The sequence below is a fragment of the Pseudomonas sp. AOB-7 genome (assembly GCF_003696305.1).
Classification (GTDB): Bacteria; Pseudomonadota; Gammaproteobacteria; order Pseudomonadales; family Pseudomonadaceae; genus Aquipseudomonas.
Genome location: NZ_RFFK01000007.1, coordinates 16,639 through 42,981 on the forward strand (window position 1 = coordinate 16,639; position 26,343 = coordinate 42,981).

The 26,343-nt window shown below is 67.8% G+C and carries 27 protein-coding genes; 14 read left to right on the forward strand and 13 right to left on the reverse strand.

Annotated elements, in window-relative coordinates; translation table 11 throughout:
• Nucleotides 1-77: 77 nt before the first annotated feature.
• The 4 genes from benB to EA796_RS14600 form a co-directional block, all read right to left on the reverse strand.
• The gene (gene benB, locus EA796_RS14585) at nt 78-566 is read right to left on the reverse strand and encodes a benzoate 1,2-dioxygenase small subunit (RefSeq protein ID WP_122109117.1); all 489 of its coding nucleotides are present in this window, start codon (nt 564-566) and stop codon (nt 78-80) included.
• Nucleotides 567-1,928, reverse strand: a complete 1,362-nt coding sequence (gene benA / locus EA796_RS14590; protein ID WP_122109118.1) for a benzoate 1,2-dioxygenase large subunit — start codon at nt 1,926-1,928, stop codon at nt 567-569. It lies immediately after the preceding gene.
• 213 nt (nt 1,929-2,141) lie between these two features.
• A complete protein-coding gene (locus EA796_RS14595; RefSeq protein ID WP_055987372.1) occupies nt 2,142-3,098 on the reverse strand; it encodes an AraC family transcriptional regulator in 957 nt (318 codons plus the stop codon).
• Nucleotides 3,099-3,431: 333 nt separating this feature from the next.
• On the reverse strand, nt 3,432-4,277 hold the full coding sequence (locus tag EA796_RS14600; protein WP_045736169.1) for an IclR family transcriptional regulator: 846 nt from the start codon (nt 4,275-4,277) through the stop codon (nt 3,432-3,434).
• A gap of 145 nt (nt 4,278-4,422) precedes the next feature.
• Here EA796_RS14600 and EA796_RS14605 point away from each other — a divergent pair, with 145 nt between their 5' ends.
• The 5 genes from EA796_RS14605 to EA796_RS14625 all read left to right on the forward strand — a co-directional run bounded on the left by EA796_RS14605 (nt 4,423) and on the right by EA796_RS14625 (nt 7,641).
• Nucleotides 4,423-5,688 (forward strand): Hsp70 family protein, encoded by a 1,266-nt coding sequence (locus EA796_RS14605; RefSeq protein WP_122109119.1) that lies wholly within the window; start codon nt 4,423-4,425, stop codon nt 5,686-5,688.
• A gap of 192 nt (nt 5,689-5,880) precedes the next feature.
• Nucleotides 5,881-6,267 carry a DUF6152 family protein gene (locus EA796_RS14610; RefSeq protein WP_256679216.1) on the forward strand — a complete coding sequence of 129 codons (387 nt, stop codon included), beginning with the start codon at nt 5,881-5,883 and terminating at the stop codon, nt 6,265-6,267.
• Entirely contained in the window at nt 6,268-6,750 is a 483-nt protein-coding gene (locus EA796_RS14615; RefSeq protein ID WP_122109120.1) for a hypothetical protein, read from the forward strand.
• A 55-nt stretch (nt 6,751-6,805) separates the two neighbouring features.
• A complete protein-coding gene (locus tag EA796_RS14620) occupies nt 6,806-7,339 on the forward strand; it encodes a hypothetical protein (protein ID WP_122109121.1) in 534 nt (177 codons plus the stop codon).
• 95 nt (nt 7,340-7,434) lie between these two features.
• Nucleotides 7,435-7,641, forward strand: coding sequence for a hypothetical protein (locus EA796_RS14625; protein WP_122109122.1), 207 nt, complete (start codon nt 7,435-7,437; stop codon nt 7,639-7,641).
• Nucleotides 7,642-7,645: 4 nt separating this feature from the next.
• On the opposite strand, the gene EA796_RS14630 is transcribed toward EA796_RS14625, so the two are convergent.
• From EA796_RS14630 to EA796_RS14660, 7 genes are all read right to left on the reverse strand, one after another.
• On the reverse strand, nt 7,646-8,815 hold the full coding sequence (locus tag EA796_RS14630; RefSeq protein ID WP_122109123.1) for an iron-containing alcohol dehydrogenase: 1,170 nt from the start codon (nt 8,813-8,815) through the stop codon (nt 7,646-7,648).
• An 8-nt stretch (nt 8,816-8,823) separates the two neighbouring features.
• Entirely contained in the window at nt 8,824-10,212 is a 1,389-nt protein-coding gene (locus EA796_RS14635) for an aldehyde dehydrogenase family protein (protein WP_122109124.1), read from the reverse strand.
• Nucleotides 10,213-10,308: 96 nt separating this feature from the next.
• A complete protein-coding gene (locus EA796_RS14640) occupies nt 10,309-11,682 on the reverse strand; it encodes a glutamine synthetase family protein (protein ID WP_122109125.1) in 1,374 nt (457 codons plus the stop codon).
• Nucleotides 11,683-12,022: 340 nt separating this feature from the next.
• On the reverse strand, nt 12,023-13,060 hold the full coding sequence (locus EA796_RS14645) for a TRAP transporter substrate-binding protein (RefSeq protein WP_021441904.1): 1,038 nt from the start codon (nt 13,058-13,060) through the stop codon (nt 12,023-12,025).
• A gap of 132 nt (nt 13,061-13,192) precedes the next feature.
• The gene (locus EA796_RS14650; RefSeq protein ID WP_021441905.1) at nt 13,193-14,518 is read right to left on the reverse strand and encodes a TRAP transporter large permease subunit; all 1,326 of its coding nucleotides are present in this window, start codon (nt 14,516-14,518) and stop codon (nt 13,193-13,195) included.
• Nucleotides 14,518-15,024: a TRAP transporter small permease subunit gene (locus EA796_RS14655; RefSeq protein WP_122109126.1), complete on the reverse strand. Its 507-nt coding sequence runs from the start codon at nt 15,022-15,024 to the stop codon at nt 14,518-14,520. Before EA796_RS14655 ends, EA796_RS14650 begins: the two co-directional genes overlap by 1 nt.
• Before the next feature lie 251 nt (nt 15,025-15,275).
• Nucleotides 15,276-16,175: an AEC family transporter gene (locus EA796_RS14660; RefSeq protein WP_122109127.1), complete on the reverse strand. Its 900-nt coding sequence runs from the start codon at nt 16,173-16,175 to the stop codon at nt 15,276-15,278.
• A 288-nt stretch (nt 16,176-16,463) separates the two neighbouring features.
• Between EA796_RS14660 and EA796_RS14665 the strand changes: the two genes are divergently transcribed.
• The gene (locus EA796_RS14665; RefSeq protein ID WP_122109128.1) at nt 16,464-16,991 is read left to right on the forward strand and encodes a hypothetical protein; all 528 of its coding nucleotides are present in this window, start codon (nt 16,464-16,466) and stop codon (nt 16,989-16,991) included.
• A gap of 83 nt (nt 16,992-17,074) precedes the next feature.
• On the opposite strand, the gene EA796_RS14670 is transcribed toward EA796_RS14665, so the two are convergent.
• Nucleotides 17,075-18,157: a fatty acid desaturase gene (locus EA796_RS14670; RefSeq protein WP_122109129.1), complete on the reverse strand. Its 1,083-nt coding sequence runs from the start codon at nt 18,155-18,157 to the stop codon at nt 17,075-17,077.
• Nucleotides 18,154-19,254 (reverse strand): ferredoxin reductase, encoded by a 1,101-nt coding sequence (locus EA796_RS14675; RefSeq protein WP_122109130.1) that lies wholly within the window; start codon nt 19,252-19,254, stop codon nt 18,154-18,156. The genes EA796_RS14670 and EA796_RS14675 overlap by 4 nt, the downstream gene beginning before the upstream one ends.
• Before the next feature lie 153 nt (nt 19,255-19,407).
• Between EA796_RS14675 and EA796_RS14680 the strand changes: the two genes are divergently transcribed.
• From EA796_RS14680 to EA796_RS14715, 8 genes are all read left to right on the forward strand, one after another.
• A complete protein-coding gene (locus EA796_RS14680; RefSeq protein WP_021445183.1) occupies nt 19,408-20,043 on the forward strand; it encodes a TetR family transcriptional regulator in 636 nt (211 codons plus the stop codon).
• 154 nt (nt 20,044-20,197) lie between these two features.
• Nucleotides 20,198-20,698: an urease accessory protein UreE gene (ureE, locus tag EA796_RS14685; protein ID WP_122109131.1), complete on the forward strand. Its 501-nt coding sequence runs from the start codon at nt 20,198-20,200 to the stop codon at nt 20,696-20,698.
• 52 nt (nt 20,699-20,750) lie between these two features.
• Nucleotides 20,751-21,425: an urease accessory protein UreF gene (locus EA796_RS14690; protein WP_122109132.1), complete on the forward strand. Its 675-nt coding sequence runs from the start codon at nt 20,751-20,753 to the stop codon at nt 21,423-21,425.
• Between the two features lie 13 nt (nt 21,426-21,438).
• Entirely contained in the window at nt 21,439-22,053 is a 615-nt protein-coding gene (gene ureG, locus EA796_RS14695; protein WP_021445446.1) for an urease accessory protein UreG, read from the forward strand.
• A gap of 21 nt (nt 22,054-22,074) precedes the next feature.
• Entirely contained in the window at nt 22,075-22,647 is a 573-nt protein-coding gene (locus EA796_RS14700; protein WP_122109133.1) for a HupE/UreJ family protein, read from the forward strand.
• A 160-nt stretch (nt 22,648-22,807) separates the two neighbouring features.
• On the forward strand, nt 22,808-23,719 hold the full coding sequence (locus tag EA796_RS14705; RefSeq protein ID WP_122109134.1) for a glycerophosphodiester phosphodiesterase: 912 nt from the start codon (nt 22,808-22,810) through the stop codon (nt 23,717-23,719).
• Nucleotides 23,720-24,264: 545 nt separating this feature from the next.
• Entirely contained in the window at nt 24,265-24,879 is a 615-nt protein-coding gene (locus EA796_RS14710) for a LysE family transporter (RefSeq protein WP_122109135.1), read from the forward strand.
• A gap of 385 nt (nt 24,880-25,264) precedes the next feature.
• A complete protein-coding gene (locus EA796_RS14715; RefSeq protein ID WP_122109136.1) occupies nt 25,265-26,209 on the forward strand; it encodes a DUF808 domain-containing protein in 945 nt (314 codons plus the stop codon).
• Nucleotides 26,210-26,343: the final 134 nt, after the last annotated feature.

A 26,343-nucleotide genomic window follows, 5' to 3' on the forward strand; every position in this document is an offset into this window, starting at 1 on the left:
GTTCACGACTGTGAATGAGCATTTCGAACCGCCTTGCAACGCAGCATGAGCAAGCGCAATAGCTTCAGGGCGTGTTTTTAGATGTGGTAGACGTCGATGATCTGTCTGACGTAATCGTTCTTCAGCACCACCTTCTTGGCCTTGATCAGCGGGTTCTCGCCGCGGGTATCCAGGGTGTAGAAGCTGCTGCCGTAGAAGTGATCGACGGTCTTGTAGCGAAAGCTCAGGGTGTGCCAGTTGAAGCGCACCTTGGTGAGGCCCTCTTCCTGCTCGACGATCTCGATGTTGTTGATGTTGTGCGAGGTGCGGGTATCCGGGATGGTGGCGCTGGAGCGCTCGGTGCGGATGCGGAACACCCGGTCCTCCAGGCCGCCGCGGTTGCCGTACCAGATCAGCGAGATCTCGGTCTGCGGGTTTTCCACCAACTGGTCGGCATCGTCCCAGGCCGGCATCCAGAACTCGGCATCCGGGGCGTACAGCTCCAGCCACTGATCCCACTGCTTGTCGTCCAGGTAACGCGCCTCGCGGTAGAGAAAGTCGCGCACGGCGTCATAGGAAAGGCTCATTTACGCACCCTCCACGTGGATCAGTTGGTCCTGTTCTTTCTTCACTGCCTGGATCATCTGCTGCTGCCAGTAGTGGTGCTGCAGCACGAACAGGCCCTCGTCCTCGGTACGCGCGCCACTCATCAGGGGGTGCAGGCCGATCTCCCGGGCAGAGTCGTCGACGCCTTCGATCCAGTGCTTGGCGCCGCGGGACATGTCGTTCCACTCCATCGCGCGGCCGGCGAAGCCCTGCTGGCAGGCGCGAAACTCTTCCAGGTCGTCGGGGGTGGCCATGCCGGAGACGTTGAAGAAATCCTCGTACTGGCGGATACGACGGGCGCGGGCCTCGGCACTCTCGCCCTTGGGCGCGATGCAGTAGATGGTCACTTCGGTCTTGTCCACCGATAGCGGGCGGGCGATGCGCAGCTGCGAGCCGAACTGATCCATCAGGTACAGGTTGGGGTACAGGCAGAGGTTGCGCGAGTGGCCGATCATCCAGTCGGCGCGGGCTTCGCCGAACTCGGCGGCGAGTCGCTCGCGGTCGGCGAACAGCGGGCGGTCCTCGGGGTTGTCCCAACGGGTCCAGAGCAGCAGGTGGCCGTTCTCGAAGGAGTAGAAACCGCCGCCCTTCTTGCCCCAGCCGCCGGCGCTCATGGCGCGGATGTCGTCGCCGGCCTCTTTCAGCTTGCGCTGCTGCTGGGTGGCGGCGTAGTTCCAGTGCACGGCGGTGACGTGGTAGCCGTCGGCGCCGTTTTCCGCCTGCAGCTTCCAGTTGCCCTCATAGACGTAGGTGCTGGAGCCGCGCAGCACTTCCAGGCCTTCGCTGGACTGGTCGCAGATCATGTCGATGATCGTCTTCGACTCGCCGAGGAACTCTTCGAGCGGCGCCACGTCCTCGCGCAGGCTGCCGAACAGGAAGCCGCGGTAGGACTCGAAGCGGGCGATCTTCTTCAGGTCGTGCGAGCCGTCGCAGTTGAAGCTGTCCGGGTAGCCGGCTTCCTTGGGATCCTTGACCTTGAGCAGCTTGCCGCTGTTGTTGAAGGTCCAGCCGTGGAACGGGCAGGTGTAGCTGGCCTTGTTGCCGCTCTTGAAGCGGCACAACATGGCGCCGCGGTGGCTGCAGGCGTTGATGAAGGCGTTGAGTTCACCGTCCTTGTTGCGCGCGATGAAGATCGGCTGGCGCCCCATGTGGGTGGTGTAGTAGTCGTTGACGTTGGGGATCTGGCTCTCGTGGGCCAGGTACAGCCAGTTGCCCTCGAAGATGTGCTGCATCTCCAGGTCGAACAACCGGGGGTCGGTGAACATCTCGCGCTTGCAGCGGAAAATGCCCTTGTCCTTGTCTTCTTCAAGCAGGCTATTGAGGTAGTCGAGTCCCAGGTTCATGGCCATGGCTCCGTTGTTATTGTTTCAACGGTTCCAAGGCTATGCCGCCTGATTGTCCGACAATATCCAGTTCGTGCAGGACCTTTATCCGTTTTCTGCAGGGTGCGAATGACGGGGCCTACGACCTATACCCTGGTGCGCACGGCACACCCTACGCCGCTTGCGAGGGCGCTGGTACGTAGGGTGCGCCGTGCGCACCGGAAACGCGCGGGATCAGGACTCGCGGCGACGCAGGGTATCGGAGGGCAGTTCGCCGAAGGCGCTCTTGTAGCTCTCGGAGAAGCGGCCAAGGTGGAGGAAGCCGTAGTCCAGCGCCACCTCGGTGATATTGCGCACCTTGGCCGACGGATCGCTGAGGCAGGCATGCACCCGCTCCAGCTTGCGCTGGCGGATGTAGTGCTTGGGCGTGGTGCCCAGATGCTTGTCGAACAGCCCGTAGAGCGAGCGCGGGCTGATATGGGCCAGCTGAGCCAGCTGCTCGAGGCTGATGTCCTGTTTGAGGTTGTCGTCGATGAACTGCACCAGGCGCTCGAACGAAGGGTTGCTCTCGGCCAACTCCACACGACTGACATTGTTGCCCAGCAGGCCGAGCAGCTTGCTGGCGATGATCCGCGTGTAGTGCTCCTGCACCGATGGCAGCGACTGCTCGCTCTCGGCCTCGTCGCAGACCAGACCGAGCAGATTGGTGAAGCCTTCGAGCTGCTGCAGCTGGTGGCGCGAGGCGAAGCGCACGCCATCGGCCGGGCGCTGCCAGTGGTTGTCGCTGCAGGCGCGCTCGATCAACTGGGCCGGCAGCTTGACGATGAACTTCTCGCAATCGTCGGAATAGGTCAGGTCGACCGGATCATCCGGGTTGATCAACAGCAGTTCGCCGGGGGTGAAGTAGTGTTCCTGGCTGTAGCCACGCCACAGGCAGTGGCCCTGTAGCAGCACCTGCAGGTGGTAGATGGTCTCCAGCGCCGGCGAGGTGACGCGCACGCTGCCGCCGTAGCTGATACGGCACAGGTCAAGACTCGCGAAGCTGCGATGGCTGAGGCTGGCGGCCGGACGGCCGCTGCTGGGCAGGCGGATGCAGTGCGAGCCGACATGCTGGTTGACGTAGTCGGATACCGCATAGGGGTCGGCATTGGCGAACAGCCGACTCTTCTCGTTCAGCAGGCGACAATCCATGACTCACGGCACTCTTATCATTGTTATTTGAGTAGCGGGTACTGACGGGCCAAGGCAGCCCTCCTCGCTCGAACCATAGATACAGGCAAATGGCCCACACCTGATCACAAACCGATCAACGGTTGACCGCAGCAGGTTAGCGGCTCGACGAGCTTAGGCAATCGGACCTTGGACGAATATCGCTGCGGGCGATTACCGCCCGGTTTCGTGAAGTGGCGTAGCAGGACCGCCCCCCGCAGTCTTTGTAGGAGCCCCCCGGGGCGAAAGCGATCGAGCAGACAATGCACCTTCGCCCCGGAGCGCAGCCCTACGAACAAGCGTCGAGACGGCCGCTCAGGCCGGCCGGAACAACTGGCTACTGAGCTCGCGGCTGGCGCTGAGCATCAGCGGCAGGTAGCGCTTCTCCAACTCGCTGACCGGCACGCGGCCGGCGTGGGTGCTGACGTTCATCGCCGCCAGCACGTGGCCGGCAGAGTCATACACCGGCACTGCCAACGAACGCAGGCCCTGTTCCAGTTCCTGATCGACGACGCACCAGCCCTGGTGACGCACGCGCTGCAGGCATTCCCATAGCGCCTCGGGAGTGTGCAAGGTGCGGCTGGTCTTGGGTTGCAGCTCGGCGTGAGCCAGGTAGTCCTGGAGCTGGTCGTCGTCCAGCGCGGCCAGCAGGATGCGGCCCATGGACGTGCAGTAGGCCGGCAAGCGGCTGCCGACGCTGAGATCCACCGAGATCAGCCGCTGCGGAATCGCCGAGCGAGCGATGTAGAGCACCTGCTCGCCTTCCAGGGTGGCCAGGTTGCAGGCCTCGTGCAGCTGCTCGCTCAAACGGTCGAGATAGGGCTGGGCGGATACCGCCAGCGGCGTCGACGACAGGTAAGCGTGGCCCAGGGTCAGCACCTTGGGCAGCAGCGAATAGGTACGCCCGTCGGTGGTGACGTAGCCCAGCTTCATCAGGCTGTAGAGGCAGCGGCGCACCGCGGCACGGGGGATCTCGGTGCGGTGGCTGATCTGCGCGATGGTCAGGTGGCGCTTGCGCTCCTGAAAGGCGTTGATCACCGCCAGGCCGCGAGCCAGGGAGGTCATGAAATTGGGATCGCCGGCAAATTCCTCGATGCGCTTGGCTGGCGACACGTAGGGCGGCGGCGCCAGACTGGACAGGGGCGGACGGGTATCGCTCATGGAACCTCCGGGGCGGTCGGCAGTGCCTGGCGATTATCGAACCCCGGTGCGGTAATCGCAAATCCCCGGAAAACTGATACCCGGTGCTGCACGCCCGCACGACCTGCCCTAGAATGCGCGGCCGTTTTCTCAGGCTGTCCGCACCATGCCCTTCTCCACCCCCGCCCGTGCCTGCGGTATCGACTTCGGCACCTCCAACTCCACCGTCGGCTGGCTGCGCCCCGACCAGGACAGCCTGCTGGTGCTGGAAGACGGCAAGATCACCCTGCCCTCGGTGATCTTCTTCAACACCGAGGAGCGCCGCCCGGTCTACGGCCGCCAAGCCCTGCACGAGTACCTGGAGGGCTACGAAGGCCGCCTGATGCGCTCGCTGAAGAGCCTACTGGGCTCCAAGCTGCTGAAGAGCGAGACCACGGTGCTGGGCAGCGCGCTGCCTTTCAAGGCGCTGCTCGGCTTCTTTATCGGCGAGCTGAAGAGCCGCGCCGAGCGCCTGGCCGAGCGCAGCTTCGACGAGGTGGTGCTGGGCCGCCCGGTGTTCTTCGTCGACGACGATGCCGCCGCCGACCAGGAAGCGCAGAACACCCTGGTCGCCGTGGCGCACCAGCTCGGCTTCAAGGAGGTGTCGTTCCAGTACGAGCCGATCGCCGCAGCCTTCGACTACGAGTCGAACCTGGACCGCGAGGAGCTGGTGCTGATCGTCGACATCGGCGGCGGCACCTCGGACTTCTCCCTGGTGCGCCTGGCACCCGAGCGCCACCAGCTGGCCGAGCGCCAGGACGACATCCTCGCCACCGGCGGCGTGCATATCGGCGGTACCGATTTCGACAAGCAGCTGTCGCTGGCCGGGGTGATGCCGCTGTTCGGCTACGGCAGCCGGATGAAGAGCGACGCCTTCATGCCCACCAGCTACCACCTCAACCTGGCCACCTGGCACACCATCAACGCGCTGTACGCGCAGAAGACCCAGCTGGCCCTGCAGAACATGCGCTACGACATAGTCGACGCCACCGGCATCGACCGCCTGTTCGGCCTGATCGAACAACGCGCCGGGCACTGGCTGGCGATGCAGGTGGAAGACAGCAAGATCGCCCTCAGCGAGCAGGACGCGCGCGCCATCGACCTGTCGCGCGTGGAGCCGGGGCTGGTCGCCGAACTGAGCCGGCCGCTGTTCGAAGAGGCCATCGAGCCACTGCTGGAACGTATCCGCGCCAGCCTCGGCCAGCTGCTCGCCGATGCCGGCATCGCCGCCGAGCAGGTCGACACGCTGTTCTTCACCGGCGGCTCCAGCGGCGTGCCGGCGCTGCGCCAGAGCGTGGCGGCCATGCTGCCCAATGCGCGCAGCGTGGAAGGCAACACCTTCGGCAGCATCGGCAGCGGCCTGGCCATCGAGGCGAAGAAGCGCTACGGCTGAGGCGCCTTGCGCCCCCTTGGGCTCGGCCCCTAGGTTGGGCTGAGGAGCCCGCGACTAAGCCCAACGAGGTCGTCCGCCGGCCCGCGGTTGGGCTTCACGGCGCGCAGCGCCAATCTACCGGGGGCCGGCCGATTCTGTTTCCAAATGCTGCCCACCCGCCGCGGCGCGGGCTGCAGGGTCTAGGTTTACCCGGTGTTCAACCAGCCACACCGGGTGACCGCCATGCTGAAGAAACTGCTGCTCCTCGCCACCGCGCTCGGCCTGCTGCTGGCCGGCGCCCTCGCCCAGGCCCACCACGGCTGGAGCTCCTACGACGCCGATCGGACCCTGACCCTGGAAGTGCCGCTGCAACAGGTCAACTACCGCAACCCGCACGCCGACGTGAGCATCGAGCACGAGGGGCGCAGCTGGCTGGTGATCCTCGCGCCGCTCAGCCGCCTGCAAGCCCGCGGCCTGCCGGAAGCCGACCTGACTGTGGGCAAGACCGTGACCATCGTCGGCTACCCGCGCAAGGACGGCACCGCGGAGATCCGCGCCGAGCGCATCATCGTCGACGGCCGCACCATCGAACTGCGCTAGATGGATGTGCTGACCGCCTGGGCCGCCTGGCTGGAGGCCTCGGCCCTGGGCGAGCAGATGCGCGGCTCGACGCTGCTCTACCCGGCGCTCAACCTGCTGCATCTGCTCGGCCTGGTGCTGTTGCTCGGCAGCCTGCTGCTGCTCGATGCACGCCTGCTCGGCGCCGGTCGCGGTTTCCCGCTGGCGGCGGTGTCGCGCGCGCTGACGCCGCTGGCGGTGGCCGGCCTACTGTTGTTGCTGGGCAGCGGCTTCTGCCTGTTCGCCGCCGACGCCGGGCCACTGCTCGGCAACCGCCTGCTGCAGTTCAAGCTGCTGCTGATCGCCCTGGGTATCGGCAACGCCCTGTTGTTTCGGCATCTGTGGAGCGCCCGGCTGAGCGACTGGGCCGGGCGCGCACCGTTGCTCGGTCGACTGCAGGCGGCGCTGTCGCTGCTGGCCTGGCTACTGGTGATGAGCCTCGGCCGCCTCCTGGCTTACTTCTAGCCCGGCGCGCTTTGCCTTATCCTGCGCGCCTTCGCCCCCCAACAGGAATGCCCCGATGAAAGCCCAGCTGGAAGAACTGATCGCCAAGATAAGCTCCGGCTGCCTGCCCGAGGACGAGATCGCCCGCATCGCCGACGAAGCGGCGCAGGCCTATGCCGACCCGGTCGCATTCCTCGCCGCCAACCCCGACGTCAACTACGACGACGACTTCCCCATCCCGCTGGGCGAATGGGTGGTGGTCGGCAGCCTGCCGGATACCGTGCTGTTCCAGGCCGACAGCTACCAGGAGCTGTTCCAGCAGATCACCGAGTCCTTCGGCCCGCAGGTGCCGTTCGTGCTCAAGGCCAAGCAACTGGCCAAGACCGAACCGCTTACCGCGCTCAATCGCATCCAGGTGCAGCTCTCGGCGCTGTCGCCGGAAACCGGCGGCTATGTGCTGGTGGACTTCAGCGAACCGCTGGACGACGAGCTGCAGGCAGTGCTGGTGTACGCCAGCGACCTGCCGCGGGTGATGGAGCTGGCGGTGGAAGTGGGCATCTATGCCGCGCCGGCGCTGGAGGCCTTGAAGGCGGCACAGGCGGGAGAATAAGCCACAGGGCTTGCCCTCTCCCCAGCCCTCTCCCATAAATGGGAGAGGGCGCTAATCGCGCCTATCCCGCGGCCCACTCTTTCTCCGGAGATACCATGCGCCCGATCCGCCTCGCCCTATTGCTCAGCCCTCTACTGCTCGCCGCTTGCGGCGGTGCCGAGACTGCCACCACCGCCACCCTGCAGGCGCAGAACGCGGCGCAGAAGCAGCAGCAGATGGAACAACTCAAGCAGCAGATCGACCAGGTCAATCAGCAGGCCCAGCAGCGCCTGCAAGAGCAACTGGACGCCGCCGACCAGTAATCGCCTACAACAGCCCGCGCAGTGCCTTGTCGAACAACGCACTGTACTGCGCGGCGCTGAAGGCGATGGGGTTGGTGCCCGCCGAGGGATCGACCTCGGCCATGCGCCCAACCTGCTCGATGCGCGTATCGTCGATGCCGATCTCGCCCAGACTGTGGGCAATGCCCACTTCGCTGCGCAGCGCCAGCACCCAGTCCAGCACGGCGGCGAAGCCGCTGCCCGGCAGCGCCAGGTAGCGCGCCATCTTCTCCATCTGTGGCTCGATGGCGCCGCGGTTGGCCACCAGCACATAGGGCATCAGCACCGCATTGAGCAGGCCATGGTGAGCGTCGTACAGCGCGCCCAGCGGATGCGCCAGCGCGTGCATGGCACCGAGACCACGCTGGAAGGCGGTGGCGCCCATGCTCGAGGCCACCAGCATCTGCAGCCGCGCCTCGACGTCCGAGCCCTGACTGACCGCCCGCGGCAGGTACTGCTGCACCAGGCGCATACCCTCCAGGGCGATGCCCTCGGCCATGGGATGAAACAGCGGCGAGCAGAAGGCCTCCAGGCTGTGCGACAGCGCGTCCATGCCGGTGGCGGCAGTGATCTTGGCCGGTAGGCCGACCGTCAGTTCCGGGTCGAGAATCACCAGCGCCGGCAGCATCCGCACGTGGAAGATGATGCGCTTGATATGCGCCGCATCATCGGTGATCACCGAGGCGCGACCGACTTCCGAGCCGGTGCCGGCGGTGGTCGGCACCGCCACCACCGGCGCCATGCCGGCGACCTTGACCCGGCTGGCGTTGTCGCCGACGTCCTCGAAATCCCAGAGCGGCCGATCCTGGCCGACCATCAGGGCGATGGCCTTGCCGGCATCCAGCGCCGAGCCGCCGCCGAAGGCGATCACCCCGTCGTGCCCGCCGGCCTTGAACGCGGCCACACCGTCCATCACGTTGGCGCCGGTGGGGTTGCCCTTGATCGCCGAGAACAGCCCTGCCTTCAGCCCGGCATCGCGACACTGACGCAGCGCCGCGTCGATCATCGGCAGCGCGGCCAGACCGGGGTCGGTGCACAGCAGCGGCGCGCGCATGCCGAGCTGGCGGCAGGCCTCGGCCAGCTCGTTGATGCGGCCGACGCCGACGCGCATCGAGGTCGGGTAGTTCCAGTTCATGCGGTATCGATTCAGGTCCATGGCGCGCCTCACAGCTGAGTCTTGAAGTGGAAGGATTTCGGCCGGGTCAACTGCTCGTAGCCGACCCGCGACAGGGTGCAGCCGCGCCCGGAGTGCTTCACCCCGGTCCAGGCCAGGCCGGGGTCGAGGTAGTCGCAGCGGTTGAGAAACACCGTGCCGGCCTCCACCCGCTCGGCCAGGGCCAGGGCGGCGTCGACGTCGCGGCTGAAGATCGCCGCGGTCAGGCCGAACTCGCTGTCGTTCATCAGCGCCAGCGCCTCCTCGTCGCTGGCGACCTTCTGGATACCCACCACCGGGCCGAAGGATTCCTCGGTCATCACCCGCATGCCGTGGTGCACCCCGGTCAGCACCTGCGGCGCCAGATAGGGCGTGCCCGGGGCATCCAGGGGGAACTCGGCCGGGTCGATATGCGCCCTGGCGCCCTGGGCGACCGCCTCGGCGATCTGGCCACGGACGAAGTCGGCGGCGTCGCTGCGCACCAGCGGACCGAGGGTGGTTTCCGGGTCGTCCGAACGGCCCAGGCGGTACTGGCGCACCAGCGCCACGGCGCGTTCGACGAAGGCGTCGTAGAGCGACTCGTGCACATAGATGCGTTCGATGCCGCAGCACGACTGGCCGGAGTTGAAGAAGGCGCCATCGATGGCGGTTTCCACCGCATGCGCCAGGTCGGCGTCGGCGCGCACGTAGGCCGGATCCTTGCCGCCCAGCTCCAGGCCGACGCTGATAAAGCGCCCGGCCGCCGCCCGCTCGACCATGGCCCCGCCCGGCACCGAGCCGGTGAAGGCGACGTGGGCGATGCTCGGCGCCTGGATCAGCGCCTCGGTGTCGCCGTGGCTCAGGTGCAGGTACTGGAACACGCCTTCGGGCAGGCCGGCCTCGGCGAAGGCCTCGACCATGCGCTCGGCGCACAGCGGGGTCTGCGCCGAGTGCTTGAGCAGCACCGCGTTGCCCGCCAGCAGCGCCGGCAGCACCGCATTCACCGCGGTCAGGTAGGGGTAGTTCCAGGGTGCGATGACCAGCGCCACGCCCAGCGGCTCGCGGCGGATAAAGCGGGTGAAGCCGGGCTTGTCCGGCAGGCGAATGTCGGCCAGCGAACCCTCGGCGATATCGGCCATATGGCTGGCGCGCTCGACGAAACCGCGGATCTCGCCGGCGGCGTAACGGATCGGCCGCCCCATCATCCAGCACAGTTCCTCGGCCAGCTGCGCCTCGCGTGCGGCGAAGGCGGCGATGGCGCGCCGGCCGATGGCGATGCGCTCACGCAGCGGCGTGCGTTTCCAGGTCTGCTGCGCCAGCTCGGCCCGGGCCAGCGCGGCCTGGATCTCGGGATTGGAGGCCAGACGACGCTCGACGTAGACCGAGCCGTCGATGGGAGAAATGCATTGCAGCTTGCTCATAAGGTGCTCCAGAAACCTGCCCGCATGGCCTGGATGCATGCCGGGGACACTCGGCAACAGCGCCCCGGATTGCATCCAGGCTGGGGGAATGGGGAATCAGATGATTTCGAAGTAGCGATCCAGCTCCCAGTCGCTGACATGGCGGCGGTACTCGCGCTCTTCCCATTCGCGGCTGGCGGCGAAGTGCTCGACGAAGGCGTCGCCGAACAGCTCGCGCGCGGCCTGCGAGGCCTTCAGGCGCTGCGCCGCATCCCACAGGGTGCGCGGCAGCGCCAGCTCCTCGGGATGCTTGACCGCATAGGCGTTGCCGCTGACCGGCGCGGTCGGCTCCCACTCCTGCATGATCCCGTACAGCCCCGAGCCGATGGCCACCGACAGCGCCAGGAAGGGGTTGCCGTCGGCCGCGCCGAGGCGGTACTCCTGGCGCTGCGACTTGTCGCTGCCGGGTATCACCCGCAGCGCCGCGGTGCGGTTCTCCACGCCCCAGGTGGCGTCGGTGGGCGCCCAGAACCCGGGAATCAGACGCCGGTAGCTGTTCAGCGTCGGCGCCACCATGCACAGGAATTCCGGCATCAGGCGCTGCTGGCCGGCGAGGAAATGCCGCTGCAGCTTGCTCATGTTGTGCGCCTGGCTGGGGTCGTAGAAGGCCGACTTGTCGCTCGCGCGGTCGCGCAGCGAGACGTGGATATGCCCGCTCTGCCCCGGGTACTTGCCCGACCACTTGGCCATGAACGTAGCCATCAGGCCGTTGCGCTGGGCCAGCACCTTCATGAAGGTCTTGAACAGCGCGCCCTTGTCCGCCGCCGCCTCGGCGCGGTCATAGGCGATGGCCGCCTCCAGCACGCCGGGCCCGGTCTCGGTGTGCAGGCCCTCGATGGGAAAATCCATGCTCTCGCCCATCTCGAGGATCTGGTGGTAGAGCTCGGCATGCACCGAGTTACGGATCATCGAGTAGCCGAACCAGTCCGGGGTGAAGGGTTTGAGGTCGCGAAAGCCCTTGGCCCGCGCCGACTCCGGCGTCTCGTCGAACATGAAGAACTCGTACTCCAGCGCCGCATAGGGCTCGAAGCCCATGGCCTGGCAGCGCTCGACCACCCGCCGCAGGGTGCCGCGCGGGCACACCGCCTCGGCCTGCTGGTCGAATTCGGCGAGAAACAGCAGCATGCCGTTCTCGAAGGGAATCTCGCGGCAGGTGTGCGGCAGGATGCGCACCGGCGCGTCGGGGTAGCCGGTGTGCCAGCCGGTGTACTGGGCGTTGTCGTAGAGCTGGTCCTTGACGTCCCAGCCGAGCACCACGTCGCAGAAGGCGAAGCCGTGCTCCAGGGCGGAGAAGAACTTGCTGCGGCTCATGTACTTGCCGCGCATCACCCCATCGTTGTCGAACAGGCCGACTTTCACGTGGCTCAGGCCACGCTCCTCGACGATGCGCCGGGCATCGCCCAGGGTCTTTACATCCCGTGGTTTGAACATGCTAACCCCTGTGTCTTGTTGTTATGGCGGGCGGGCTGGGCGAGCGGCTGGGCAGCCATGACCGCCTAGGCCGGCGGCGCATGGGCACAGCGCGACGCCTCTCACAGCGTCCGTTTCAGGCCCATTGAGTGTGGTACAGGATTGCCGGGCTGGCAGGGCTGGGGCGGGAAAAATCTGCGGGGGCGGCGCAAGGGCCTCAGGACGACTGGCGATGACCTTGCGGCGACTGCGGTTCGTGGGCGACCCCGCGACACCTACACAGGGCAGCGGGCGGCGCCATAAAAAACCGCGCCCGTACCTCGCGGTACGGGCGCATGGCCTCACCTGACAGCCGCCGGATTCAACCGCGATAAGGCGCTCCCGCCTTGGCCATCAGCGCATTGTACTTCTTGAAGATGTCCACCACCTTGGCGCAGCGCGGGCTGGTCTTGGCGATCTCGTCCCAGAACTTCAGCGCCTCGGCCTCCACCGTGGCCCACTCCTCGGCCGGGATGGAGGTCAGCTGCAGCTTGCCGCCCTCCACGCGCAGCTGCGCCTCGCCGCCCCAGTACCAGTGCTGACGGTAGTAGTTGGAGCTGTCCATGCACAGCTTGAACAGGGTCTTGAGGTGTTCGGGCACCTCGGCCCACTTGTCCGAGTTGGCGAAGTAGGAACCGATCCAGGCGCCGGAGATGTTGTTGGTGAGGAAGTACTTGGTGACGTTGGCCCAGCCGACGGTGTAGTCCTCGGTGATGCCGGACCAGGCGATGCCGTCCAGCTCACCGGTCTGCACCGCCACCTCGACGTCTTCCCAGGGCAGGGTCACCGGGATCACGCCGAAGCGGGCGAGGAACTTGCCGGCGGTGGGGAAGGTGAAGATGCGCTTGCCCTTGAGGTCGTCGAGCTTGGTGATCGGCTGCACCGTGGCGAAGTGGCAGGGGTCCCAGGCGCCAGCGCCGAGCCAGGTGACGCCCTTGACCTCGCCGTAGGCCTCGGCCCAGATGTCGTTGAGGCCGTACTGCTCGAACAGCACCGGCACGTCGAGGCTGTAGCGGGTGGCGAAGGGGAAGTAGCCGCCGAACACCGAGACGTCCACCGGCGCAGCGATGGAGTCGTCGTCGCTCTGCACCGCGTCGATGGTGCCGCGCTGCATGGCGCGGAACAGCTCGCCGGTGGGTACCAGCTGGTCGGCGAAGTACAGCTGGATCTCCATCTGGCCGTTGGCGGCCTTGTTGAAGGCGTCGATCGACGGCTTGATCACGTGCTCGGCCAGCGCCGGGCCGGCGTAGGTCTGCAGGCGCCAGGTGATCTTCTTCGGCTCCTGCGCGTAGATGTGCGCCGAACCCAGGGCGGCGGTGCCGACCGCGGCGGTTTTCAGGAAATCGCGTCTCGTACTCATGCTGTTCTCTCCAATAGTGTCGATGCAGATGCAATACAACCGCTCATTGCCGCCGCAGCCGCAGCGGCCTTGCCAGTGACCGGCAGGCGCCGGCTCGACTGCTGGCGCGCCAGGCGCGCCGATTTCCGAAGCTCAGCCGCCGTAGTGCAGCTGCGGCAACCACAGCGCCAGCTGCGGGAAAACCATCACCAGGATCAGGGTCAGGACCATCACCAGCACGAAGGGGGTGACCGAAACGTAGATGTCGCGCAGGCTCACCTCGGGCGGGGCCATGGCGCGCATGAGGAACAGGTTGTAGCCGAACGGCGGGGTCATGTAGGCGATCTGGCAGGTGATGGTGTAGAGCACGCCGTACCACACCAGGTCGAAGCCCAGCGCGCCGACCAGCGGGATGTAGAGCGGCGCGACTATGACCAGCATGGCAGTGTCGTCGAGGAACATGCCCATGATGATGAACGACAGCTGCATCATGATGAGGATCTGCCAGGGCCCCAGGTGCAGGCTGTCGACGAAGAAGGTCTCGATCGCCCGCACCGCGCCGAGACCGTCGAACACCGCGCCGAAACACAGCGCAGCGAGGATGATCCACATGAACATGCAGCTGATGGCCAGGGTCTTGCGCAGCGTCTCCTCCAGCACCTGGCGGTTCAGCCGGCGCTTGACCAGCGCCATCAGCATGGCCGCGGCGGCACCCACCGCGGAGCTTTCCACCAGGCTGGTGTAGCCCAGCAGGAACAGCCCGGTCATGGCGAAGAAGATGAACAGTGGCGCCAGCCCGGCGCGCAGCAGCAACAGCTTTTCCCGGCGGCTGACCTGCAGCCGCTCGGCCTCGGCCAGGGGCGGGCCGAGCTGTGGCTGCAGACGGCAGCGCACGACGATATAGAGCACGAACAGGCAAGCCATCAGCAGGCCGGGAATGGCCCCGGCCAGCCACAGCTGGCCGACCGGCTGCCGGGCGATCATGCCGTACAGCACCAGCACCACGCTGGGCGGAATGAGGATGCCCAGCGAGCTGCCGGCCTGGATCACCCCGGTGACCATGATCTTGTCGTAGCCGCGGCGCAGCAGCTCGGGCAGGGCGATGCTGGCGCCGATGGCCATGCCGGCCACGCTCAGCCCGTTCATCGCCGAGATCACCACCATCAGGCCGATGGTGCCGATGGCCAGCCCGCCCGGCAGCGGCCCCATCCACACGTGGAACATCTTGTACAGGTCTTCGGCCAGGCCGGACTCGGAGAGCATGTAGCCCATGAACACGAACATCGGCAGGGTCAGCAGCGGGTACCACTTCATCAGTTTCATCGCCGCGCTGAAGGCCATCTCCGAGCCGCCGTCGCCCCACAGCAGCAGCGCCGCGGCGGCGGCGACGAAGCCGATGGCGCCGAACACGCGCTTGCCGGTGAGCAGCAGCAGCATCATCGAGGAGAACATCAACAGTGCGATCAGCTCGTAGCTCATCACAGCGTCTCCCCGCGGGCCGCGTAGAGGTCCTTGAAGAAGGTGGCGATGGCCTGCAGCAACATCAGCAAGATGCCGAAGCACATCACCAGTTTGATCGGCGCCATATAGGGGGACCAGGCCGAGTAGCTGGTTTCCTGGTATTCCAGGGCGTATTCGGTGGAGGAGATGCCGCCGATCAGCAGCAGCACCAGGTAGAAGATCAGCATGAACACGGTGATCGCATCGACCACGGCGCGGGTGCGCGGCGACCAGTGGCTGTAGGCCAGGTCCATGCGTACGTGGGCGTCGAGCTGCATCGAGTAGGCGCCGCCGAGCAGGAAGTAGGCGACCATGAGGAACTGGGCGCTTTCCAGGGTCCAGATCGAGGGGGTGAAGAAGGTCTTGCTGATCGAGGAATACAGCAGCACCGCCAGCATGGCGAAGATCAGGTACATGGCGAAACGCCCGACCCTCCGGTTGAATGCGTCCACGACCCGGACGAAAGCTCGAATGCCCTTGCGCATGCAGTTTCCTGCTTTTTTGTTCGTTATCTCGTCAGCCTAGACGAAGATTCGCCAAAGCCAACCGCCCCGCCTGGCCATAGCAGGAAACGCGCCAGCCACCCTGGCCGCGCCCTTCCCCGAACAAAATCAACGGCTTGAAAACTACCGGGCTAGAGCCGCAGCGCGCCAGGAAGGCGGCGAGCACCGAGGCGGTGCGCGCCGGTTCCTATTCCGGGGGCATCTGGCCATGATCGGCACACAGCCGCCGGTTATCAGAAGCCCACCGCCAGCATCCACAGCGGCAAGCTGATCGCCGCCAGCAGGGTCGACAGCGAAATCGCCGCGCTGACGCTGCGGCTGTCCTCGGCGTTGCGGGCAAAGGCCATCACGTTGACCCCGCTGGGGCAGGCGGCGAGCAGCACCAGCACCGTGCGCGCCGTGTCGTTCAGCCCCGGCAGCTGGCCGCTGAGCCACCAGACCAGCGCCGGGAACAGCGCCAGCTTGGCCAGCGCCACGCCCCAGGCCTCGCCGGTGGGGCGCAAGCGGTAGCGCGACAGGCTGGCGCCGAGCACGATCAGCGCGCAGGGCAAGGCGGCCTGGCCCAGCCAGGTCACCGCCCGCCACAGGCTCTCCGGCACCACCAGCCCGGACAGGTTGAGCAAGGCGCCGAGCGCCAGGCCGATGATCATCGGGTTGGCCAGGTTGTTCAGCAGCGCGCGGCCGTCGACCCGCTCCTGACTACCGAAGGCGGCGTAGAAGCTGTGCAGGGAAAACAGCGTAAGGCTGTGGAACACCAGGATGGCGAAGACGTAGAGCAGACCGTCGTTGCCCATCAGGCTGGCGATCAGCGGAATGCCCACCAGCACGTTGTTGGAGAAGGCCGCCACCAGCCCCAGCGGCGACGCCGTGCCGCGGCGCCAGTGGGCCAGCGCGTTGACCGCGGCGAACACCAGCAGCACCGGCAGGTAGTAGGCCAGCAGCAGCATCGGCGACAGGCCCTCGGCCAGCGACGCCTTGGCGATGCCGGCGAACAGCAGCGTCGGCATGAACAGCTTGAAGGTGATATTGGCCAGGCCGGCCGCCGACTCGCTGGTGAGCCACTGGCGCCAGCCCAACAGATAGCCGAGAACGATCAGGGCGAAGATCGGCAGAATCGCCTGTACCGCGAGCATGGGTGCACCTGCCTCCAGAAAATCGCGTCAACCGGAAGCGGCCCGCGCAAGGGGCGCCAAGCATACGCGCGGCAGGCCGAGGATGCGACCCGACGAGCGCGCGCCGCCCCCCCCTGCAAAACCTCCTGGCAAGGCCTTGGACACGAGCTGAAAGCCGCGTTGCAGAGCCTTTTCAGCCTGCATCAACAGGGTCGATGGTCACTATCAGGCCAGTCAAGTTCTTATCTGCGCGCATGTCCCGAACAATTGGCCCCGAAGTCACTTATCACTCCCTACGGAGACATCGACATGAAAAGCCAACTGACCCTCGCCGCCCTGGCCCTTAGCCTGCTGACCACCAGCGTTTTCGCCGCGCCGAGCAGCGCGCCCTTCCCTCTGGTGGGCGAAGCCAAGGACAGCCAAGTGCAACAGCAACCCATCGCGCCGCTGGCCGAGAACGGTGCCGAGCGCACGCCGGGCGCCCAACGTATCCAACTGGCCGAAGACGGCTCCGACCGCACCCCCGGCGCCCAACGCATCCAACTGGCCGAAGACGGCTCCGACCGCACCCCCGGCGCCCAACGCATCCAACTGGCCGAAGACGGCTCCGACCGCACCCCCGGCAGCCAGCGCATCCAACTGGCCGAGGACGGCTCTGACCGCACCCCCGGCAGCCAGCGCATCCAACTGGCCGAGGACGGCTCTGACCGCACCCCCGGCAGCCAGCGCATCCAGCTGGTAGAAGGCGGCTACGAGCGCACCCCGGGCGCCCAACGCGTGCAGTTGGCCGAAGGCGGCGCCGATCGTCTGATCGAGCAACGCGGGCGCACGGCCTGAGCCCTATCGCAACACCCCCCAAGCCCGGCGCATGCCGGGCTTTTTTATGCCCTTTCGCGCAAACCACGCGCGCAAATGGCGAGTCACGCCCTTCCTGCAGCGGGCAAACGGTAGATCCAGATGCGCCGCAGCACGGTCCCGAACTGAGCCCACAGGCTGCCGCAGTTGTAATGCTGGCCATAGCGCGCGGCGATCTGGCGCACCTCGCGCGCCAGTTCGGCATAGCGCCGTGCCGGCAGGTCGGGGAACAGGTGGTGCTCGATCTGGTGGCTGAGGTTGCCGGTGAGAATATGCAGCAGCGGCCCGCCGCTCAGGTTGCTCGAGCCGCGCAGCTGGCGCAGGTACCAGTGGCCACGCGTCTCGCCCTGCAGCACCGCCGGCGCAAACACCGCCGCCTGCTCGGTGAAGTGGCCGCAGAAGATCACCAGGAAGGTCCACAGGTTGCGCAGCAGGTTGGCCAGCAGATTGCCCGCCAGCACGGCCAGGGCATTGGCGCCGAGCAGCAAGGCCAGCAGCGGAAACGCCAGGTAGTCCTTGCCCCACTGGCGCGCCAGCTTGGCGCCGAAGCGGCGCGCCAGCGGGCGCACCTCGTCCTGGCCGATACGGCCCTTGAGCAGCTGGTCCAGGCGCAGATGCTGGATGGCCACAGCGTACTGGAACAGCAGCGCCTGGATCGTCACCCACAGCGGCTGCCAGCGGTAGAAAGGCTTCCAGCGCTGCTCGGGAAACAGCCGCACCACGCCGTAACCGACGTCGTCGTCCATGCCCAGCACATTGGTGTAGCTGTGATGGACGTGATTATGGGTGTGCCGCCAGAAATCGGCCGGGCCGACTATGTCCCACTCGTACTGGCGACCGGCGAATTCCGGGTCGTTCATCCAGTCGTACTGGCCGTGCATGACGTTGTGGCCCAGCTCCATGTTCTCGAGGATCTTGCCCAGGCCCAGCAGCAGGCTGCCAAGCAGCCAGGTCGGCGGAAACCAGCCGAACATCAGCAGCGCGCGCCCGCTCCAGCAGCACAGGCGCACGGCGCCGCGCACCCGGCGGATATAGCGCGCATCCGCCTCGCTCAGATCGCCCAGGGTACGCCGGCGCAGGGCGTCCAGTTCGGCGCCGAAGGCCTGCAGCTCGGCCGGACTCAGTTCGCGGTCGGGGCGGTTGTTCACAGGTCGATCTCCACATCCCCATGGGGGGCGCTGATGCATAGACGAATGGGCTGCCCCGGCTCGGCGAACAGCGCGCCGCTGCGCAGGTCGCGCACCTCGCCGGCGAGCAGGGTGCAGGTGCAACTGGCGCAGATGCCCTGGCGACAGCCATGGGCCGGCCGCAGGCCGTTGGCCTCGGCCTGCTCCAGCAGGCTCTGGCCAGTGTTGCCGGCGGCCTGCTGACGACTGCGGGCAAAGCCCAGGCGCACCGTGCCGGTGCCGTCGAGCGGCGCCGGCGGACTGAAGCTTTCCCACTGCAGGCTGGCGCCGCGCCCCGCCGCCTGCCACCCGGCCTGCGCCTGCTCGACGAAGCCACGCGGGCCGCAGACCAGCAGATGCTCGCCGGGCAGCTCGGCCAGGCGCTCATCGCTCAGTCGACCGGCGAACTCCCCCGGCAGCGCCGGCTCGCCGCTAAGCGCCCAGCGCAGCTGCAGATTCGGGTGGCGGGCGGCCAGCGTCTGCAGCTCGTCGACGAATGCGCGCTGGGCACGGCGGCGCACCTGGTGCAGCAGCGTCACCGGCGCCGCGTAGCCGCGCGCCAGCGCCTCGCGCAGCAGCCCGAGCAGCGGCGTGATGCCACTGCCGGCGGCCAGCAGCAGCACCGGCCGGCCATCCGCCGGCCAGCGCAGCTCGCCAAAGGCCTCGCCCAGCTCCAGCACCTGGCCGACCTCGACGCGCTCCAGCAGCAGGCTGGACAGGCGTCCGCCCGGCTGACGCTTGATCGCCAGCTCGACACGCCCGTCCGCCGCCACCGCTGTCAGGCTGTAGCTGCGCCCATGGCGCACGCCGTCCTGCGCCAGGTACAGCTGCACATGCTGGCCGGCGCGCCAGCCGCGGGCGTTGCCGTTGCAGCGCAGGCGCAGGGCGAGCATGTCGTCGGCGACCCACTGGCGCGCATCGACCCGGGCGCACACCCGGTTCAGGCGCAGCGCCGGGTGCAGCAGGCGCAGCCAGCAGTCGACGTCCGCCTCGCGCAGCCAGCCGCCGGCGCACAGCGCGCACAGCGGCTGCAGCGGGCGGGCCAGGCGGCGCGCCAGGGACAGGGGAATCAGGGCCATCGATGCAGTTCCAGTGAACAGTTGTGCACAAGGCTGCCAGACGCCGCCCAGTTCAGTCAACACTTGTACACTTAAACGCCCGCACCATCCTGGTTCGACGCTCGCCGCGCGCATTTGCTAGAGTGCGGCATCGCTCACCGACCCAGACCCCGCATGACGCCACGTGCCGAACAGAAGCAGCAGACCCGCCAGGCCCTGATGGACGCCGCCCTGAGCCTGATGGAGAGCGGGCGTGGTTTCGGCAGCCTGAGCCTGCGCGAAGTCACCCGGGTCGCCGGCATAGTGCCCACCGGTTTCTACCGCCACTTCGCCGACATGGATGAGCTCGGCCTGGCCCTGGTGGCGGAGGTCGGTGAGACCTTCCGCGCCGCCATTCGCCGCGTGCGCCGCCACGAGTTCGAGGTACGCGGAATGATCGACGCCTCGGTGCGCATCTTCCTCGCCGAGGTGGCGGCCAACCGCGCCCAGTTCCTGTTCCTCGCCCGCGAGCAGTACGGCGGCTCGCAGCCGGTGCGCCAGGCCATCGCCGCGCTGCGCGAGCGCATCACCGGCGACCTGGCCGCCGACCTCAAGCTGATGAACCGCATGCCGCACCTCGACGACGCGGCGCGCGAGGTGGTCTCCGACCTGGTGGTGAAAACCGTGTTCGCCACCCTGCCGGAACTCATCGACCCGCCGGCGGACAACCTGCCGGCGCACCTCAGCGCCGAAGCCAAGATCATCCAGCAACTGCGCTTCGTGATGATCGGCGGCAAGCACTGGCAGGGCCTGGGCAAACCCGCCGGCTGAGCGCACCACCAAGGTGCACGCCCAGCCCGGCATGCACCAAATAAAACCTGACTGCCTCGCCAAGTTATCCACAACCCACAGCAATGCGGCCTGGCGGCGCCTTGGCAAGGCCCTTGCACTATTTCCGGGCATCCCCTTTCCGGAATCGATGCATATGCTGGTGATCCACCGCCGAATCGCGCCGCAGCAGGCCCCCGACGCCGAACTGCAGCTGAGCTTCGAGGCGCGCAGCAAGAGCCGCCTGCGCTGCTTCACCACCGCGGGCGAGGAGGTCGGCCTGTTTCTCGAACGCGGCCAGCCGGCGCTGGCCGACGGCGACTGCCTGCAGGCCGAGGACGGCCGCGTGGTGCGCGTGCGGGCCAGGCCCGAGCCGCTGCTGCACGTGACCTGCGCCAGCCCCTTCGAGCTGATGCGCGCCGCCTATCACCTGGGCAACCGCCACGTCGCCCTGCAACTGGGCGACGGCTGGCTGCGCCTGCCCGACGACTACGTGCTCAAGGCCATGCTCGAACAGCTCGGCGCAACGGTCGAAGCCGTGGAGGCGCCCTACCAGCCGGAACAGGGCGCCTATGGCGGCGGCCACCATCATTCGCACCAGGGCGACGCCGAGTTCAACTACGGCCCGCGCCTGCACCAGTTCGGGGGGCGCACGTGACCCCGAACGCGCCATTTCGCCTGGGGTGCGCCGTGCGCACCAAGGTTGCGCCATGAACCCGGCCTGGGCCCTGCTGCGCCTGGCCAGCCCGCAGCTGCCGATCGGCGGCTACAGCTACTCCCAGGGCCTGGAATGGGCGGTGGACAGTGGCCTGATCACCGATGCCGATGGCGCCGAACGCTGGCTGGCCGATCAGCTCGCGCTCAACCTCGCCCGCTTCGAGGCGCCGCTGCTGCTGGCCCACTGCCAAGCCGCGCAGGACGGCGACTGGGGGCAGCTGCAGGCATTGGCCGAGCGGCACCGCGCCAGCCGCGAAACCCGCGAACTGGCGCTGGAAAGCCGGCAGATGGGCTATTCGCTGCGGCAACTGCTCGACGGCCTGCCGGAGCTGGACGACGCGGCGCGCGCCTTCCTCGCCGGGCAGCGCGAGCCGGGCCTGGCCCTGGCCTGGGCGCTGGCCGCGCGTGCCTGGCGCATCGCCCCCGACGAGGCCCTGGCCGCCTGGCTCTGGGGCTGGCTGGAAAACCAGCTGGCGGTGCTGATGAAGACCCTGCCGCTGGGCCAGCAGGCCGCCCAGCGCCTGACCAGTAGCCTGCTGCCGCAGCTCGAGGCGGCGCAACGCCAGGCCGAAACCCTAACCCCCGAACACTGGGGCAGTGCCGCCTTCGGCCTGGCCCTGGCGAGCATGGCGCACGAGCGCCAGTACTCGCGTCTCTTCCGCTCCTGACGAGGAACAACAGATGAACAGCCAACCCCTGCGCGTCGGCATCGGCGGCCCGGTCGGTTCCGGCAAGACCGCCCTGACCCTGGCCCTGTGCCGCGCCCTGCGCGAGCGCTACAACATCGCCGTGGTCACCAACGACATCTACACCCAGGAAGACGCCCAGTTCCTGGTGCGCAACGAGGCCCTGGAGCCCGAGCGCATCATCGGCGTGGAAACCGGCGGCTGCCCGCACACAGCGATCCGCGAGGACGCCTCGATCAACCTGGAGGCGGTGGAGCAGCTCAACCGGCGTTTCCCCGGCCTCGACCTGATCATCGTTGAATCCGGCGGCGACAACCTCTCGGCCACCTTCAGCCCGGAGCTGTCCGACCTGACCCTGTACGTGATCGACGTCTCCGCCGGCGACAAGCTGCCGCGCAAGGGCGGCCCGGGCATCTGCAAGTCCGACCTCTTGGTGATCAACAAGGTCGACCTGGCGCCGCTGGTCGGCGCCTCGCTGGAGGTGATGCAGCGCGACACCCTGAAGATGCGCGGCGACAAGCCCTTCGTCTTCAGCAACCAGAAAATCGGCCAGGGCCTCGACGAGATCATCGCCTTTATCGAACGCCAGGGCATGCTCACGGCGGCCTGATTCCACCTCAAGGAGATCCACATGAATCTGCGCAAAACCCTCTATGCCCTCGCCCTGTTCTGCACCCCGGGCCTGGCCTTCGCCCACGCCGGCCACGACCACTCCGGCGTGCTGGCCGGCCTGGCGCACCCGCTGCTGGGCCTCGATCACCTCCTGGCGATGCTCGCCGTCGGCCTGTGGGCCGCGCAGCAGAGCGGTGCGGCGCGCTGGGCGCTGCCGGCCACCTTCGTCGCCAGCATGCTGTTCGGCGGTCTGCTCGGTTTTGCCGGCGTGGCCATCCCGCTGATGGAAACCGGCATCGCCGGCTCGGTACTGGCCTTCGGCCTGCTGGTGGCGGTGGCCGTGCGCCTGCCGATGGCCCTGTCCATCGCCCTCACCGCCCTGTTCGCCCTGACCCACGGCGTCGCCCACGGCCTGGAGCTGCCGGCGCTGGCCAGCCCGTTCGGCTATGCCGCCGGCTTCGTCGTCGCCACCGCCGCCCTGCACGGCTGCGGCTACGCCCTGGTGCGCCTGCTGCCGCAGGCTGCCGCGCCGCTGGTGCGCCTGACCGGCGCCGTCTCGGCACTGGCCGGGGTGTGGCTGCTGGCAAGCTGAGCACAGCTCGCCCGAAACAGCTCCCGGATTGCATCCGGGCTAGCGAGCCCCCTCTGCCCGCGGGAAGAGGGGACGGCGCTGCCGGCTTCGCCCTGCTGCACTTGCCAACACCCCCGCCGCTGGGGCACAAAGCCCTGAACCGGTTTCGAGACCCCAGCCCATGTTGCGCTTCGCCCGCTTCCTGCTCGCCCCCCTGCTGCTGCTCGCCGTGGCCCTGCTGGTGCTGGCGCTGACCAGCCGCCCGGCCGCCGTGCCCGAGGTGCTCGCCGACCTCGGCCAGCGCCCGCTGGTGATCGCCCACCGCGGCGGCAAGGGGCTGTGGCCGGAGAACACCCTGTTCGCCTTCGAGCGCGCCGTGGCCCTGGGCGTCGACATGCTGGAGATGGACTTGCACCTGAGCCAGGACGCCGAACTGGTGGTGATCCACGACGACACCCTGGAGCGCACCACCAATGGCCAGGGCCCGGTCGCCCACTACAGCCTGGCCGAGCTGCAGGCCCTGGACGCCGGCTACCACTGGAGCGCCGACGGCGGCCAGAGCCATCCCTACCGCGGCCAGGGCACGCGCATCGCCAGTTTCGCAGAGGTGCTGGAACGCTTCCCGCTGGTGCCCAAGGTGGTCGAGATCAAGGTGGCGGACGTCGGCATGGAAGCCCTGCTGTGCGAGACCCTGGCCAGCTACGACCAGCTCGACCGGGTGATAGTCGGCAGCTTCCACGAACGCAGCCTCAAGCGCTTTCGCGAGGTCTGCCCGGAGGTGGCCACCTCCGCCGGGCCGGTCTCGGTGCGCCTGCTGCTGGCGCTCAACTGGCTGGGCCTGAGCGACCTGCTGTCGCCGTCCTACCAGGCCCTGCAGATTCCCCAGCGGCACAGCGGCCTGACCCTGGCCACCCCGCGCCTGCTGCGCAACGCCCAGAGCCGCGGCCTGCACGTGCAGCTGTGGACCATCAACGAACAGCCGGCCATGCGTCGCCTGCTGGAGATGGGCGCCGGCGGCCTGATCACCGACTACCCGGATCGCGCCCTGCAGCTGCTGGGCCGCTCCACCCAGCTCGGCGCGTTGCCCGACTGAGGCGCCGCCCATAGGGCGCAGCCGGCCTGGCGATTTATTCGCCAGGCCATGCCACCCCGCGGCCCTGGCGGGCTGGCGACAGCCGCCCGCAGCTTATTCACAGAAACCTCCACAGTTTCCCGGGATAACTGCGCCGATGCACTCGAGCGCTGTGGAAAGGACTGGACAAAACCCGCGTTACCCGGGCGCTTGCAAGCAACCGGCAGCGCCGCTCAAAAACCGTACAACGCCCTGCAAGCCGCGCTATCCGTGGCCTGCAAACAAGCGCTCTCAGCTTATCCACAGATCGCCCCACAGAACCCGGGGACAACTGCGCGACCACCCCGCTATATTCCCCAATCACTGTCAAGTGGTTGTGTACAAAGGAAAAACCCTCCTGCTCAGAATTCCACCGACAGCCTGTAGAGGGCGCAGAATCGGCGCGCCGGGCCACCATCCTCAGCTTATCCACAGAAATGCCCACAGCAGCCGTGGAAAACTTTTTTGCGATGGCCTGGCACGCCATCTGCTAAACACCAGCAAGCCTCCCTTCGCAAGGATTCGTCATGTTCAGCTTCTTTCTCGCCGCCATGCTCCTCGGCTTCGTGTTCAACGCCGCGCCCGGCGCGGTGTTCAGCGAAACCCTCCGGCGCGGCCTGCGCGACGGCTACCGCCCGGCCCTGCTGGTGCAGATCGGCTCGCTGGTGGGCGACGCCACCTGGGCCGCGCTCGGCCTCACCGGCCTGGCCCTGCTGCTCGGCAGCGCCGAGGTGCGCTACCCGCTGACCCTGGCCAGCGCCCTGTACCTGGCCTGGCTCGGCTACCAGTCGCTGCGCGACGCGCACCAGCCGCCGCAACCCGGCGGCGACGGCCAGGGCCGCGGCGGCAGCGCCTTCGCCGCCGGCGCCGCGCTGTCGCTGACCAATCCGCAGAACCTGGTGTACTGGGCGGCCATGGGCGGCGCCATGGCCGCCATCGGCGTGGCCGAGCCGACGCCCACCCACCTGGCGCTGTTCTTCGCCGGCTTCATGCTCTCCTCGCTGCTCTGGTGCTTTATCTGCGCCGGCCTGGTGGACTGGTTCCGCCGCGCCGCCTCGCGGCTCTGGCACCGCCTCACCTACCTGGCCTGCGGCCTGGCCCTGCTCGGGCTGTCCGGCATGACCCTGGCCGAGCTGTTGTAAGGCTGGCTTCGTTGGGCTTCGTCGCGGGCTCCTCAGCCCAACCTGCGGCCTCCCCTGCCGTGGGCTGGCGCTGAGCGCAGCGAGGCCCAACGGCAAGAGCGCGGCTATCGCCCCCATCCAGACAATCAACCGGAGGCGCCGGCGAACGCGTCTAGACTCCAGCCTAGCCACCCCTGGAGCACACGGGAGAAACGCCATGCCCCTGCACAGCCTGTTACGCAGCCTCCTCGCCGCCTATGCCTGCGGCGCCAGCGGCAGCACCGGCGGGAGCCGTCTCGACTGAGCACCGCCGTCGGAGACGGCCGGCACGGCCCGGGCACTGGGCAAGACCCGACGCTGGCGCGATGATAGGCGCCGCTCATTCCCTCCCCTCAAGGATTGCCCCATGGCCGGAACCAGCCTGCTCGCCCTGCTCGACGATATCGCCGCGGTACTCGACGACGTCGCGGTGATGACCAAGGTCGCCGCGAAGAAGACCGCCGGCGTGCTCGGCGACGACCTCGCCCTGAATGCCCAGCAGGTCACGGGCGTGCGCGCCGAGCGCGAGCTGCCGGTGGTCTGGGCGGTGGCCAAGGGCTCGTTCAAGAACAAGCTGATCCTGGTGCCGGCGGCCCTGCTGATCAGCGCCTTCGCGCCCTGGGCGGTGGTGCCGCTGCTGATGTTCGGCGGCCTGTTCCTCTGCTACGAGGGCTGCGAGAAGCTGGCGCACAAGCTGCTGCACAAGCCGCAGGCGCAGGCCCAGCAGCAGGAACTGCTGGAGGCGGTGGCCGACCCGCAGGTCGACCTGGTCGCCTTCGAGCGCGACAAGATCCGTGGCGCGGTGCGCACCGACTTCATCCTCTCCGCCGAGATCATCGCCATCACCCTCGGCACCGTCGCCGCCGCCAGCTTCGCCAAGCAGGTGGCGGTACTCAGCGGCATCGCCGTGCTGATGACCGTCGGCGTCTACGGCCTGGTCGCCGCCATCGTCAAGCTGGACGACGCCGGCCTCTACCTCAGCCAGCGCGCCAGCCGCGCCGCCCAGGCGCTGGGACGCGGCATCCTGCGCCTGGCGCCCTGGCTGATGAAGAGCCTGTCGGTCCTGGGCACCGCCGCCATGTTCATGGTCGGCGGCGGCATCCTGGTCCACGGCCTGCCGCCGGTGGAGGCCTGGGTGCAGCAGATGGCGCAGGGCGCCGCCACGCTGGGCGCGGCCGGCCCGCTGCTCGCCGCGCTGACCCCGACCCTGCTCAATGCGCTGCTCGGCATCCTCGCCGGCCTCCTCGCCCTGCCGCTGGCGAGCCTTGGCGCGCGTCTGTGGCAAGCCGTACGGCCGACCAAAACGGCCTGACCGATCATTTGCCGAGCAGGCGCCGGCAGCCCTTGCCCGGCGCCGTCTGGCCCGACTTCCCCCAAGCTTATCCACAGCTTGCTCCACGCTTTCCGGGGATAACCGCGAGCCGCCTGGCGGAGTCCGCCCACGCC

Coding starts and splice junctions, on each gene's coding strand:
- EA796_RS14705 (WP_122109134.1), top strand. CDS start 22,808: ATGTTGCGCTTCGCCCGCTTCCTGCTCGCCCCCCTGCTGCTGCTCGCC.
- EA796_RS14605 (WP_122109119.1), top strand. CDS start 4,423: ATGCCCTTCTCCACCCCCGCCCGTGCCTGCGGTATCGACTTCGGCACC.
- EA796_RS14680 (WP_021445183.1), top strand. CDS start 19,408: ATGACGCCACGTGCCGAACAGAAGCAGCAGACCCGCCAGGCCCTGATG.
- EA796_RS14710 (WP_122109135.1), top strand. CDS start 24,265: ATGTTCAGCTTCTTTCTCGCCGCCATGCTCCTCGGCTTCGTGTTCAAC.
- EA796_RS14630 (WP_122109123.1), bottom strand. CDS start 8,815: ATGGACCTGAATCGATACCGCATGAACTGGAACTACCCGACCTCGATG.
- ureE (WP_122109131.1), top strand. CDS start 20,198: ATGCTGGTGATCCACCGCCGAATCGCGCCGCAGCAGGCCCCCGACGCC.
- EA796_RS14690 (WP_122109132.1), top strand. CDS start 20,751: ATGAACCCGGCCTGGGCCCTGCTGCGCCTGGCCAGCCCGCAGCTGCCG.
- EA796_RS14665 (WP_122109128.1), top strand. CDS start 16,464: ATGAAAAGCCAACTGACCCTCGCCGCCCTGGCCCTTAGCCTGCTGACC.
- EA796_RS14615 (WP_122109120.1), top strand. CDS start 6,268: ATGGATGTGCTGACCGCCTGGGCCGCCTGGCTGGAGGCCTCGGCCCTG.
- EA796_RS14650 (WP_021441905.1), bottom strand. CDS start 14,518: ATGAGCTACGAGCTGATCGCACTGTTGATGTTCTCCTCGATGATGCTG.
- EA796_RS14635 (WP_122109124.1), bottom strand. CDS start 10,212: ATGAGCAAGCTGCAATGCATTTCTCCCATCGACGGCTCGGTCTACGTC.
- ureG (WP_021445446.1), top strand. CDS start 21,439: ATGAACAGCCAACCCCTGCGCGTCGGCATCGGCGGCCCGGTCGGTTCC.
- EA796_RS14645 (WP_021441904.1), bottom strand. CDS start 13,060: ATGAGTACGAGACGCGATTTCCTGAAAACCGCCGCGGTCGGCACCGCC.
- EA796_RS14700 (WP_122109133.1), top strand. CDS start 22,075: ATGAATCTGCGCAAAACCCTCTATGCCCTCGCCCTGTTCTGCACCCCG.
- EA796_RS14660 (WP_122109127.1), bottom strand. CDS start 16,175: ATGCTCGCGGTACAGGCGATTCTGCCGATCTTCGCCCTGATCGTTCTC.
- EA796_RS14640 (WP_122109125.1), bottom strand. CDS start 11,682: ATGTTCAAACCACGGGATGTAAAGACCCTGGGCGATGCCCGGCGCATC.
- EA796_RS14625 (WP_122109122.1), top strand. CDS start 7,435: ATGCGCCCGATCCGCCTCGCCCTATTGCTCAGCCCTCTACTGCTCGCC.
- EA796_RS14655 (WP_122109126.1), bottom strand. CDS start 15,024: ATGCGCAAGGGCATTCGAGCTTTCGTCCGGGTCGTGGACGCATTCAAC.
- benA (WP_122109118.1), bottom strand. CDS start 1,928: ATGAACCTGGGACTCGACTACCTCAATAGCCTGCTTGAAGAAGACAAG.
- EA796_RS14675 (WP_122109130.1), bottom strand. CDS start 19,254: ATGGCCCTGATTCCCCTGTCCCTGGCGCGCCGCCTGGCCCGCCCGCTG.
- EA796_RS14600 (WP_045736169.1), bottom strand. CDS start 4,277: ATGAGCGATACCCGTCCGCCCCTGTCCAGTCTGGCGCCGCCGCCCTAC.
- EA796_RS14595 (WP_055987372.1), bottom strand. CDS start 3,098: ATGGATTGTCGCCTGCTGAACGAGAAGAGTCGGCTGTTCGCCAATGCC.
- benB (WP_122109117.1), bottom strand. CDS start 566: ATGAGCCTTTCCTATGACGCCGTGCGCGACTTTCTCTACCGCGAGGCG.
- EA796_RS14715 (WP_122109136.1), top strand. CDS start 25,265: ATGGCCGGAACCAGCCTGCTCGCCCTGCTCGACGATATCGCCGCGGTA.
- EA796_RS14620 (WP_122109121.1), top strand. CDS start 6,806: ATGAAAGCCCAGCTGGAAGAACTGATCGCCAAGATAAGCTCCGGCTGC.